The following is a 13,872-nucleotide window of genomic DNA, read 5'->3' on the forward strand; positions in this document are numbered from 1 at the left end:
TATGAGTTCATTATACATAACGTTTATTGTTATATCAATGATTAATTGTGATGCACATTTATTAATCTAATATTAATAAGTGGAATCGTGAAACAATCAACCGTATATTTACTAGATAAAGGGGTGATAGAAAGAATTTTAATGCCGCACAATTTTGATATATTTACATCACTAAATAATTAGTTATAACAATATTTATCCCTTATAAGAAAAATGTGCATCACATTTAACGCCTTTTTTTATCTAGGTTTACTTCCAGCATAAAATCGTTTCATTTTGAGATGCGAATCGAATTGCATCTCAATATAAATGACTTCACAGAAATTGATGCACAATTATATGACCTATGCTGTTTGATGTTTTGATTTTGTGTGTTTACTTGGATAAGGGATTTAAGAAATGAATAAGAGGATAATACATGCTAAGAAACCGGTGAAAATAGATAGGTTACTTGTTGTATGCAGGAAATATATCCATGCAAACCTAGTTTTATCGACCTTATTTATGCATTTTTTTATTCAGAATTACAATAACACAAAACGTTGGCTATTCTACATATAGTTATACTTCCTGGTACCTTTAACACCCATATACCTAGATGTATAGGTGCTAGCCTATTGGAAAACCTATATATCTAATTACTTTTGCTATACGTAATTAAGGTATACAATGACTAGCTACTTCATACTATATCCACATACCCTTGATCTCTTGTTTAATGTTTTATGTTTTTCTATTATAAGAGGGATTTATTTTATACCTAAATCTTCTCTTATTTTCTACTCTTTCCCGTTGATTGTACCTGTATACTTTTATATTTTATTGCATGTTTATACATCCTTTTCTTTTTCATTTTTTATGTTATAATTATATTCAAAATTTTATAAACCAAAGGGAAACCCCCTAACAGAATCAGGTATTACGTCTACCTGTTTTTTGTTATGGGGGTTTTTTTGGTTTGGAAAGGAATGTGTTTATATGATTGATTCACCTTACTATTCCAAAACCACTTTTTATTCTTTTCAGAAAGTGAATAAGCAAAAAGGTTTAAATTTTAAAAACTATGAATTAATGGCTCTTCGCTTTCTTGCAAAACAAAAGTTGTTAACATCCAAACAATTCAGAAATATCTTGTTAAGCTTCGACTCAAGTTTAACCACTCAAGGGATGAGAAACAGGATAAATCGTTTGAAGGATGCTAATGTTCTTGGTATCAGAAAAGCACACACTTATGTAAAAAACGATTATCACAAAATATTTATAAAGCCTTTTGGTGTCAGAATCCTAGTTGAGCTAGATTTCCTTTCGGTAGATTGGCTAAAGAAAAATACCTATCAATATCGCGATATACGTTATCTTGATCATTTCCTATCGATCAAAGAATTAACGGTATCATCCTTTATCGCTAGCTACCGCTATGGACATAAAGCGGAATGTAATTCACCATATTATTACAAAGATAATGACATGAGCACACTGATGCCCGATCAAGTGATTCAAACCAATGATGCATTCATTAATTTAGAGATCGATAGCGGTTCAGAAACGCTGTCTACCGTTATGAATAAGTGTCATATGTATCTACAGCTGGCAAAATCGTATCGTGACAAACAATTCATTGTTTTATTTTCGACCATCGATCGTTCCATACCGCTATACAATAATTCAAGCATCGTGGGAAAACGAAGAATTAACAATATTAAAAAAGAGTTATCCAAAATTAGTGACTTTCATGAGCGAAACAATATGGATATTTATGTGTTTCCAGTTACCGAAAGCAAAACGTGGATAAACACCTATTTCTCACAATCAAAGGAACAATTGGATGTATGGATGAAGAAGGTTGCTGATACAGCTGCTCAAATGTTGGATGTAGATAATGACTTATTTTCTTATACGTTAGAACGTAAAAGGGCGGATCAATTATATCCTTCTTATTTGCCATCGTTTATCCAAAGCAATGATTTTTATCAATTGTATTCTCATAGCTTACATAGTCACAAAAATATGTTGATTGTACCAATGTTAGCTGGAAGAGTGAAAGACTATTATCGTGTAACCTATTTATCGGATCTACTATCATCTCAAAGTTTATTGGAAGCCGTTGATCGTATGTTAGTAGTTTATCCAAATGAAGAAGATCTTTTATCCGATGAAATAGGATATGCACTAACAGACCGCATTTACTTAACAGGATTAGATTTAATCATGAATATATCCGATGAGGTAACCAAAGATACATTGACGTATCAATATATATCTCCGTTCAATAAGAAGAGGGTGTCATTTAATTAATGAGTAAAAAAACGATACGACATTATGCGCCGATGGTCATTGCTAGTGGATTGCTTCTATTATCCTTGTGGTTAGCTATACGTGCGATTGCTAATTATTTATTTCTTATGATTGGTCAATTTCTAGATTATATCCCTACTTTTTTATTATTTGGCAACCCATTAAGACCTACTATATGGGGAATGATATTAACCACTATGGTGTTAATAAGCGCTTGGTTATTTTCTACCAAGCTTAAAACCTTTCAATTTATTGGATGGAGAATCTATATATTTTTCCAAACCTTTTTAGGTATTCTATTTTATTATGCATGGTTTTCTACTGCTCCAATCTATAACATTGTCATCCCATACATTATGGAGCGTATAGCACAGGTCAACGCAGAAAATGTATGGCAGCAAGTGTTAATTGGTAAACCTGAAAACTTACTTACCTTTTTTATGTTTTTTCCAAGTATTATATTAGCGCTAGTATGTATTTGGCTAAGTGGTCAATATTCTAAATATAGCGAGGACATTATTGAAAGGTTTAAAGAGTTTGAGTTTGTATCTCATCGATTGCAATCGTTCATCGATCAGAGTAACGAGAAGCACTGGCCAGATGTAGCATTGGGACCCAATTCTAAGTCTAAGGAATTGGTTACTCAGCCAGGTAAAGACCGTACGTTGAATAATATCATCGTCGGTTCTATTGGGACCGGGAAAACGGCAGCCCTCGTCTTACCAATTTTAAATCAGGATTTACATTGGATGACTAAATTTATTAATGACTTTCCTCATTTATATAATCGGGAGGATTACCATACAGAGGACGTAAAAGGAATGTATTTAAATGGAATATCGGTTATTGAGCCTTCCAACGATTTATGCCAGAAAACGTATAAGCTAGTCCAAGCTCATAATATACCTACTAAATCAGTTTTTTACATTGATCCTACAAACCCGAATACACCCAATATCAATCCGATGCAAGGTCCAGTTGACCAGGTAGCAGAAGCATTTGCTATGGTAATAGATGGTCTAGCCGAAGGGGGAGACGGTGGTAATTTCTTTTTCCAGCAAAGTGAACGAAACCACTTGAAGCATTATATTTATCTATTAAAATTACATGATCCAAACAAAGAAGTAACCTTTGATATGTTGTTAGATATGTATAATAACGCACAACTTGTACGAGATATGCATGTCCAATTAAAAGCTACATTTCCAGATCATATAGATGATATAGAAGATCGAGATGAACGTAATCATTGGAAAATTGTTCAACAAATTAATGAATGGTTTGATCTTAATTTACGACCGAAATTGAATCGACAAGGTCAACCGGAAATAGTAACGGAAGGTAATTATAGAGGTCAACCAGCGTATTTTGATGCAAAAGCAGAGTATGTACAAGGTCTTCGAAACATTCTTAATGATATTGGAGCAAATAAACTACTACGTCGAGTCCTGTTTGGGAAATCAGACTTTAATTTTGACAAGCACTTAGAATATGGAGGATGCCTCTTGGTGAATACTGCAAAAGGAGAGATGGGTAATTTATCTAATGTTTTAGGAAAGATTGTATTGCTTAGTTTGCAAAATGCGGTGTTTCGCAGAGAGCCAGCTGTATCTAATTTTCACCATATTCTTGTCGATGAGTTTCCTGACTATATATATCGGCCATTTAAAGAATTCCCTGCACAATCTCGTAAATATAAAGCAATAGTCACAGTCGTTAGTCAAACCGTGACACAGTTGGCTGACAAATATGGAGAAACTTATATGCATACGTTGCTAGGTACTTTACGACATAAAATGGTGTACGGGGATATACCCGAGTTTGACGCTCGATTATTTAGCGGTATTTTCGGGGATGAAAAACGTTATATAGAATCGCAAAATGAGCAATCTGTGTCTCCTTTACAGGAACAACCTATGTTACGCTCTGGTAGCATGTATACACCGGAAAAAGAAGTAGTGTTATCACCGAATGATATTATTTATCAAAAAGAATTTCAGGCAGCAGTAAAAATCGTGCAAAACAATCGTCCTATTGCAGCGGTACAAATCGATGCAAATTTTGTGCCAAGGGAAGAATTTGAAAAGGCTGTTGTACAAATTGAAGAGAATGCTGCCGAGGTATGGTGGAAGCAGCGAGAAGAGTATGTGGATTCCGCTACGATATTACCAGAAGGCGCTGAAATTGAAAAAGAAGAAGAAAATACCGAAAAACCTTCTTCTGAATCATCCAAAGAGGAAGGAGACATTGACTCGATGTCTGCTACCGATCAACCAACAGCACCGAATAATATTCAAAAGCAAGGGCAGGATCGTATCAGAAAGAGGGATTCTAATATTGTATTTCCATCTCCTTCTGCTGGATCACATTCCGCTCACACTAAACCTAGCTTGCAATCGCCTAAAGAAGAGGTATCCAGCAGTAGATATAGAACAGAGAAAGGGAAGGTAGCAACCGCTACGCATGATGATCATCAAGAGAGAGTGACTACGACAGCTACACCACATGTCAAAGATTCAAAGCCATTGATGCCATCATCTAATGATGAAAAAGAAAGTACTTCCAATAAAAGCGATATTTCACAAGCGGCAATCGATGAGGAAAAAAATGCAAAAGATGTTGGAAATGAGGCCTTATCCGCTGTATTAGGAACTAATGTTACGGACACTGCAAAGGAAGTTCCAGATCATGAAGATTCTAATCAACCCGAAATAAGTCAATTAGGACCATCCCAGCAACAATTAGTAAATGAATTGGAATCTAATTTTCAACAGCCAAAATCACGTCATCATTCACAACATCACAAGCATAAAAACTTACAAAACCGTTTGGAAAACCAACGAAAACATTTTAATCAATTTTAGATTATTCTTTTTTATTCCTTGTCACATTTTCACAAATCATGTATGATATGTATTAATAAAGGCATATATGAAATGGGAAATACCCAAACCGTAAAACGGCAAACGTCCGTTTTATTTCGGTTTGGGTATTTTTTTATGCCATTTTTTTACAACAAACACAAGAGGTTAAGGAGGAATTTTTATGGCGATAGAGTCATGGAAATCACAAGAGGAACTAGAGGAATTAGCAAGAAAGCATCGTACACAGGAAATTACGGAAGGGGTCATCCAATCGGTTGGTACTCGTAAATTACCAGTAACCGATGAAAATGGTAGAACAGAAACCAAAGAGGTAGAGGTTGCTTTCTTCATGCTTGAAGGAGGCATTATGGGATATTGCCCTGCGCATGAGTTTTCTGATCGCTCCTTCCGCTCGTTAGTCGGTTTCGTCGGTCAAATTAAAGAATTTGTCATAGATCGTATTGAGTTAGAAGAACGAATTGCCATTGTCAGTGTACGAAAAGCAGATGAAAGAAAAAGAGAGGCATTTTGGACGGAGTTAAAATCCCTAGAAGAACGTAATGAATTGCAAGATCATACCTTTGAAGGCATTATTAATGGGGTAAATCCTGATACAAATCGCATCTTTGTTCGTATTAATGGTGCTGATTGCTTTATGTCGCCTAGAGATTGGGCACATGGGCGTACTCGTGATCTACAGGAAGAAGCGGAACGTGGTAAAAAGATTGCAGTAAAAGTATTACGTATGGATGAAGAGCGCAACTTAATACAAGTTAGTCGTCGTCATGCGATGGACGATCCATTTGATAAATTGGAAGCTTTACGCAATATGGATGCTGTTGCAGGTAAAGTATCCGAAGTACACGCTATACATGGGATCTTTATACAATTAGATTTGGGACTAGAGGTAAAAGGAATAAAACCTCGTTATTTAGAAGAGCCTATCGCCGGTGATATTGTTACATGTAAAGTACGCACCATTGATCGAGAACGTCGTCATGCTAAAGTGGTCATTGTAGGGTATCCTCGTGGGAAGAAAAAAAGAAAAGACGCAGGATCGTTCCTTTTTAGCTAATGAGTATGGACCAACCGCTTCAACACCCTAACTCCCAAAAGGAGGATTATCAAGGTTTTTATACAAAGGATGGGGTGATTCCGGTATGGGATCATCCGCTCCTTACTGGTCATCACATCTTACCCACGAACTATCGACCAAAGGTAAAGCTCGATCAAGCTCTCTCATTAGTTTCCAATCGTCAAGTAAAAGAAGACGATATGACAGTCTTAAAAGTATTAGGAGATGCGATATGTGCAAACGAGGACCAATTACGTCGTTATTTAGAACCCATTATGACGCGCTCGCAAGTATCTAAACGGTTAGATACGTTTCGTAAACATGGTTTAGTTCAACGATGGAAAGTTCGTATTGCTAATGATGTTGAAGAAGAAATAAGGCCCCCCGCTCCATTTACGTTAGGTATAGCGGGTTACAAGCTTTTAAAGCATTATTACAATGACCAAGTCTTCATGGAACCAGATCGTTGGGATGTTTTAGGTATTCCCGGTATCCAACGCTATGTAGCGTTCAACGAGATTCGCTGTCGTTTCGTGGAAGCGAGGACGTTACAAAACTGGCAATGGAACGTACCTATTACCAATCAAGGACGTATTCGTTCCGCTGCAGCGGTAGCTACCGTTCAAACACCTCAAGGACCGCTACGTTTTATCATAGAACGAGCACAAATGAGTCAAAATTATATTGGCTATTTAAAAGACACTTTATTTCAATGGAAAGAAGTAGTCGAGCAGTATGCTACATTACCAAGCCGTTCATTTGAGGGACCGCTAAATTTTGTTGTCATTGTATATGCATCGACGGTAACCATGGCAGAGTATATTCAATCAGAACTATTGCTTGATACATTTCCATTCAATATATGGTTATGTGTGGAAGAAAAAATAGAGGATGAGGGTTTAGACCATGCTTTTTATCGACCTAGTTCCAATTCAATACAACATATGCATTTAGAATTTTTAAATCGACAATAGATTCAAAAAAGGATGAACGACACATGGAAGAATACTCCGTTTCTTTATTTACCCTTATCAACAAACTAGATACGGGTACCTTTCAACACTCCATTCGTGTAGCAGATTTACTATGCGAATGGGGGCTATCGTCCTTATCAATCAGGCATCTCTTCCTATCGTGCATTGGATGAAGGATTATAAGACAAATGGTATGATCCCATGTTATTAGATCATTTTATCGAATATATGACTGGTAATCAGGGCAGGAAACGCATTTTACATTCTATTTTTTCCTAGAAAGGTAGAATGTTTTTTTGTGGTTTGTTTTCTATGACATTTCATAATAGAATAGAAAGTAAGCTATAGGATGGAGGTTATCTTGTATGAGTAAACCGTACTATGATATTCCAACATACATGTATGAAGAAATAGATAAGCAAGTGACAGGTAATCTCCGTCAACTTGCACACCGTTATGTATTTGATGAAGAAGAGGACTTTACATCACAACTCTATCATTATATAGATACCATGTTTGAAAAGCACTTTCTAAACGACAATCAACTGCTTATTGATTCGACTAGCAGTTTTCATAAATTTCACCGACGTGTCCAAACCAATAAAAAAAATTGGGTAAAACAATTAAAAAAGGATATAGAGGAAGGGGATTCCTATATTCACCAAGATTGGTTGGCGTTAAAACGCTATTTTTCTTTACAAAAAGAGCAAATGAATACCCTGGAAGATAAAGATACTTTTATACAGCAGCAATTATCTAATATTGAGGAATGGGCAAAAGATAAATCGCAACGTCTTGCTGATTTTCCATATATTGAGTCTAAAAAACCTTTTCAGATCAAAAAAGCTTTAGATAATGATCTCATCTTATTAATCGCAAAAGTATTAAAAGATATTCCAAGCAATATGATTTCGCAACGAGCCAATATTTTGGTGGATAACCCTATTTTCACCGATGAAAAGACTCGTTTTCCTGTTCATCAAACGAGTTCATATCCCAATCAATCTAATACGATCACTAGATACCAGGATGATTACAATTATGAACAGGAAAAAATTGTTCGCTCCATTATGGAATTAGATGATAATGATACTTTATTTTTTAAAACAAACTTCCAGCTGGATGCCACCGATTCCCAAATCTTAGATTATGTGATTAATCATCGTGATGACAAACTATTCTATAAAGAAAGTATTGTGAATATTGATATGAGCGCTTTAGCAAAGCATATCTATCAACATAGAGGGAAAAAGCAGTATCGCTTATTAGAGAAAAGACTTCATAAATTCGCATTCTCTAGAATGGAAGGTTATACCGTAGGTGAAAACAACCGCACAACCTTTACGTTGAATTTCTTTGAGTATGTAAAGGTCGTACAAGAAGGAGAACGGGTTACTGCGCAAATACGTCTTTCTCAAACATTAAAAGATCAAATGATCAATAATCAGACGATCCGCATTTATAGTCACTATTTAGAAAACTTAGAAAATAACATCTCCAAACTATTAATCTATAATTTACAGAAAGAACGAATAGATGCTTACATCGACAAGCGGCAGCCACAGCATTATTATGATTTACAATTCTTTATTAGCCGTATACGATTTCGAGCACGTACCATGCAAAGCATTCTTAAAAAAGTTAGTCTGGCCTTAGATGAGTTCTTGGATCACGATATTCTCATCGAGTCCTATGAGCGAGATGGAGCAGGTTTCTATATTGACCTCAAGCCATTAACAAAAGCTGAAAAAGTCGATTATTTCTCAAAAAAGGACCGTTCCATCCACATCCTACCTTAATAACTTCTAAAATATGATTTGAAATAAAGTCATACATTTTTAAATACAGTTTTATCATTCTACCCCTTTGGATATTTGTCTAAAGGGGCTTTTCCTACCTTCATTAATGAAAATAAATCAATTGATAGAAGAAATAGATGCTATAGATTGTAAACCAGCTAATAGAAGTTCGTACTTAGTGTGTGAATAAGCATTTTGTTTTTTTTACATTTTCTCCATAATATCTGAACTACTTAGACATAAATGGATAGTTTTATTATTAAATATAGATAAGATAAAATTGAAGCAATATGATGATATTGGTGTTGGAATACATTTGGGTATTTGAGGTGAAGTTAAAAAGCAAGCGGGATTGTTATCCCGCCTTTTAAACTCCTTTTTGATATATGTTGTAGGGACTTAATTTAATTATTTCTTTATTCTTTTTTTAGTGGGAATTAATTATAAGTACCAACAAATTTAATTACTCTAAAATCATTTTCGGTTGAACTTATTGTATCAAAGTCATGATCGACCCTATTAGAGGTATGGCCACTATAGTAGAGTTTTCCATCTACTTTTTTAGTGACAATAATGGAATGATACCAATCTCCACTACTAGTATCTTTTAATTGGATGATATCCCCTACCTCAGCGTAACTAGACACTTGGTATCGATAGGAATAATTGTTTGCATTTAATCCTTTAGTATAAACCCAGTATTTATAAAAGTCATTAACACCTATGAATGACGAAGATTCCTTCCAGGCATCGACATAGTAATTTGTTCTCCACTCCTGGTATTTAATACTGTACCAATAATTGGTAGTACTTGTAATACCTGTTGAAGGACTAGAGTAATGTTGAGGTTTACCACCCGCTTCAGCAGCTTGCGAAACAAAATTTGTACAATCCTTAAAATGAGAATTATACTCAGGATTTCTCCCATCTCCCCATTCTCTTGCATATGCAGCAGCAGCAATACCATCATATACGTGACTTGCTGCAGAAAAATCGGATTCTCCATCTTGTTTTTTCTTTTGTTCTTTATTTAAAGCATTATTTTTATCTATATTCTCTTTCTTAATTTCTTGTAATGTTTTTTCCTTAGTTTCTGTATCTAATACAAATGAATCTATTTCACTATTTTCAAATTGTTCTTTTTCTAATTTATCGAGATAGGTTGCTGCATAGATTCTTATTTCATCACTATATAGATGTTGAGCCAATTCCTCATCATTCTCATATAATAGCTGTTCTGTTAAGTAATTTACATATTCATATGAACCAACATTAAAGGTTATGTCGTTCTCTTTCATGTAATCAATTAAAATTTCCTCAACTTCTCCTATCGTAGAGGGTCCTTTATTTTTCCCTTTACCCATTTCGTTACTCGCAGCAGAAATAGATGAAGTGAACATTAAAACTAATATTATTGAAAATGCTAAAACTTTCCTTATCATAGTATCACCTCTCCTAATTTTTTTTTGAATTTTATTACGCAATGTAATAGATTTATTCATTTTCATAGATGTGATTATTGTTAAATAAACGCTTCGGAGCATTCCACCTCCTTTCTAATTTTATCAATAGTCAATTATTACCCTGTTAATAGGTAAGAAATTAGTGGCCAATTATCACACCTTATTTATAAAACACTTAAAAAATAAAATAGTTACGGTAAAAATTGGATTATATGTTAAAAATTATAATCAAATGTCTGTTTGTATGATGTTGATTTTGCTATAATATAATTATTAATTTTTGGAATACGATCGAATAAAATGTAAATTTTTAAATCTTTAGTCTGAGGGGGATTATATGAAAAAAATTAGTATACTAATAATTATATTAGTTTTCGGATTAGGTCTGTTTATTTATTTAAGTCTTCAACCAAATGATTGGGTGGGTAAAAGTAAAGATGGAAAATGGACAGCTATTTATGAACAAGAAGGTATAAAGGACAGGTGGTTTGGAACGCTTCAATGGAGTGGTGAAGGAGAACCAATAATTACTTATAGGGAATTCAAAATAAATGGTGTCCATAGCGCTGGTGATGGTCAGCCTGGTTCCGAAAAACAAACTAGGTCTGAAAAAGTAGAATCAGAGATTGAGTTTGCAGCATTTGGAGAACAACCAGACAATAGTGATACTTTAGAACTTATCTTGCATTGGACTGAAGGCGATACAAAATTTGAGGAAGTTATCGTTTTACAACCTTAAGAAGGGATTTATTTTATTCATTTACGAGACTTAGAATTAAACGAAGGCGATCATAATTTATGTAGTTCCGTTTAGGTGGAAAAACATGTGAAATAGCATACTAATTAAAAGACCAAATCGCACTATATAACTAGAGATATATGTAGTTATGCATATTCATAGAGAGGAGAATATATATTATGAAGAAATTGCTTTTATCGATCTGTACCTTTTTATTAGCTATCTCGCTTTTACCTCAGGATGGAGAAGCAGCACAGAAATTTCCTGATGTGAATCAATATTCCGACCATATTTCAAGTTTGGTTGACGAGGGAATTATTAACGGTTATCCAGATGGGACGTTCAAACCAGAGGATGGCATATTAAGAATTCAAGCAGTCAATATGATTTTGCGTGAGATGGGTGTGGATGTTGAGAATAGTAATGCACCAGATCCAGAATTTAAAGATATATCTCCAGGGGATGGGGAATTTAAGGCTGTTGCTAAAGCAGTTGAATTAGGCTTTATCAAAGGAAAACCAGATGGTACGTTCGACCCTCGAGGTAATTTAACAAGAGGTCAAATGGCATCTATTCTAGTAAAAGCTTATGATCTTGAGGGCAATTATGAAGGAGATTTTACAGATATTAGTGATAGCCACTGGGCTCATGATATTGTATCTACTTTAGCAGCAAACGGGATCACAACTGGATATCAAGATGGCACTTTTCGTTCTAATCAAGAACTTTCAAGACAACATTTCGCTGTATTTTTGTCTAGAACGATTAATACACTTGATGGAAAGGTATTGGCAACGGTAACTGATGTAGTTGATGGGGATACGATTAGAATTAATTTGAACGGAAAAGAAGAAACAGTAAGATTGCTATTGGTTGATACACCGGAGACGGTTCACCCGACATTACCTGAACAGCCGTATGGAGCTGAAGCGTCTGTTTTTGCTAAAGAAACGCTAAGTGTTGGTAAGCAAATCCAGTTAGAATATGATGGTCCTGAACGTGATCATTATGATAGGTTGTTAGGTTATATTTGGGTAGATGGACAAATGTTTAATGAAATGCTGTTAGAAAAAGGTTTAGCTAGGTATGCTTATGTATATGATCCACCTTATACTTATGCTGATCAACTAAAGGCTGCAGAAACAGAAGCAAAAAATGCAAACTTAGGTATTTGGAGTATTGACGGATATGTAACCGATGATGGATTCAATGGTTCAGTAGATGATTCAAGTGATTCTGATAATGGAACTTATGACGGACCATACGACCCTAACGGTCCTGATGTTGATTGTGGCGATTTCGACACGCACGAAGAAGCACAAGCATTTTTTGAAGCAGCAGGAGGACCTGAATCAGATCCTCATAGATTAGATAGAGACGGAAACGGAATAGCTTGCGAAAGTTTACCATAGAGATACACCTTCACTATATGTGAGGGTTTTTTATATGCATTTCTTAATCTAATTCATCTCCTTTCCTTTTTTTAATTCATCCTCAACAAGTAGAATGATAACTCAAAATGATTGAATTAATGTAAAAACATTGTAAATAGAGAAGGAATATAAAAATGGTATCGAATGTATAAGTATATCAATTAAAAAGGGTGTGATCTTAATGAATGAGTTTGAAATTGTGGGTACATTATTACTTGATGACGAAGATTTCAATTTTCGTTTAATTAAAATCAGAGATAAGGTGATCGGAAAGGAAGTGGTTTATGACCAAGATGAAATTGAAAGAAAGTCGGAGGGAGAGATGAATGAAGCCGAAAAGTTTATTATGAAAAGGTTGCACTTTATTAGGTCTGGGGTGTATGACAAAAGAAGAGATAAACAATTAGGAGCTTTGGATAAAAAGTAGTTACTATTTTCGTTTTTTCGTCATTGTAATAAGTAAATTATTTTATAAAACAGCTATACCCAAACTTCAGCATACCTAACATCATTCCTTCTCTGTTCACAGAGGGGGTTTTTTTACAAAAAGCGTGTACTCTATTTTAGTTTTTTACAAAAAGCGTGTACTTTGCAATACCACCCGCTTATTTCACTATATTTTTCTATTATTTACCATTTTTTTGTCCTATTTTGCCAAATTAAAAAAAATTTTATATTTTTTTCGTTTTTTATTTTCCACTATTTAGGTAAACTTGACTGCACTTTTTTACAAAAAGCGTGTACCTTATTTTAGTTTTTTACAAAAAGCGTGTACTTTGATTTCGATTTTTACAAAAAGCGTGTACTTCTTATTTCCACCTGCGTTTGGCGGTCTCTTTTCATTTTATGTATTTATGGTATAATTCTAGAAAAAGAAAAAACTTCCACTTTTGGCGGAGTGGAAGTCGGCGTTTTTTCACATTGGCAAATAACAAAGTCTCTTTGATAGATTGGCGGTCTATCAGAGAAGAACCCTCTCTCTTAAACACTTAAACTAAAAAATGAAAGAATTTAAAAACTAAAACTCAAAACTAAATATTGACCCGTGTTACATATTCAAATGTAACCATGGTGCGGATGATTTGTTCATTCTCTAGCTCTTTTAAAAAGACATTTGAAAGGGCTCAGCTTTGTATTGCCTAAATATATACTTCTTTTTGTATTATAGCGGATTTTTTGCCTAATATCAAGTTTACGAGCGGTTATTTTACCTACAGAAAGGGGGGAGAA

Annotated in this window: 9 protein-coding genes; 8 read left to right on the forward strand and 1 reads right to left on the reverse strand. The window is 34.6% G+C overall.

Annotation, left to right across the window (positions count from 1 at the left end):
- The first annotated feature begins 978 nt into the window (after positions 1-978).
- The 5 genes from GHD00_RS06180 (at position 979) to GHD00_RS06200 (ending at position 9,007) form a co-directional block, all read left to right on the forward strand.
- Complete coding sequence (locus GHD00_RS06180) at positions 979-2,295, forward strand: replication-relaxation family protein (RefSeq protein ID WP_163537281.1); 1,317 nt, start codon at positions 979-981, stop codon at positions 2,293-2,295.
- The gene (locus GHD00_RS06185) at positions 2,295-5,159 is read left to right on the forward strand and encodes a type IV secretory system conjugative DNA transfer family protein (protein WP_163537282.1); all 2,865 of its coding nucleotides are present in this window, start codon (positions 2,295-2,297) and stop codon (positions 5,157-5,159) included. The genes GHD00_RS06180 and GHD00_RS06185 overlap by 1 nt, the downstream gene beginning before the upstream one ends.
- Before the next feature lie 181 nt (positions 5,160-5,340).
- Complete coding sequence (locus GHD00_RS06190) at positions 5,341-6,234, forward strand: hypothetical protein (RefSeq protein ID WP_163537283.1); 894 nt, start codon at positions 5,341-5,343, stop codon at positions 6,232-6,234.
- A complete protein-coding gene (locus tag GHD00_RS06195) occupies positions 6,234-7,208 on the forward strand; it encodes a replication-relaxation family protein (RefSeq protein ID WP_240468617.1) in 975 nt (324 codons plus the stop codon). The genes GHD00_RS06190 and GHD00_RS06195 overlap by 1 nt, the downstream gene beginning before the upstream one ends.
- A 365-nt stretch (positions 7,209-7,573) precedes the next feature.
- Complete coding sequence (locus tag GHD00_RS06200) at positions 7,574-9,007, forward strand: hypothetical protein (protein WP_163537285.1); 1,434 nt, start codon at positions 7,574-7,576, stop codon at positions 9,005-9,007.
- A gap of 437 nt (positions 9,008-9,444) precedes the next feature.
- On the opposite strand, the gene GHD00_RS06205 is transcribed toward GHD00_RS06200, so the two are convergent.
- Complete coding sequence (locus GHD00_RS06205) at positions 9,445-10,449, reverse strand: amidase domain-containing protein (RefSeq protein WP_163537286.1); 1,005 nt, start codon at positions 10,447-10,449, stop codon at positions 9,445-9,447.
- A gap of 358 nt (positions 10,450-10,807) precedes the next feature.
- Here GHD00_RS06205 and GHD00_RS06210 point away from each other — a divergent pair, with 358 nt between their 5' ends.
- The 3 genes from GHD00_RS06210 (at position 10,808) to GHD00_RS06220 (ending at position 13,069) form a co-directional block, all read left to right on the forward strand.
- Entirely contained in the window at positions 10,808-11,209 is a 402-nt protein-coding gene (locus GHD00_RS06210) for a PH domain-containing protein (protein WP_163537287.1), read from the forward strand.
- Between the two features lie 179 nt (positions 11,210-11,388).
- Positions 11,389-12,621: an S-layer homology domain-containing protein gene (locus GHD00_RS06215; RefSeq protein ID WP_163537288.1), complete on the forward strand. Its 1,233-nt coding sequence runs from the start codon at positions 11,389-11,391 to the stop codon at positions 12,619-12,621.
- A 202-nt stretch (positions 12,622-12,823) separates the two neighbouring features.
- Positions 12,824-13,069: a hypothetical protein gene (locus GHD00_RS06220; RefSeq protein ID WP_163537289.1), complete on the forward strand. Its 246-nt coding sequence runs from the start codon at positions 12,824-12,826 to the stop codon at positions 13,067-13,069.
- Positions 13,070-13,872: the final 803 nt, after the last annotated feature.

Origin of the sequence: Gracilibacillus sp. YIM 98692, assembly GCF_010993965.1 — a bacterium.
GTDB lineage: Bacteria > Bacillota > Bacilli > Bacillales > Amphibacillaceae > Gracilibacillus.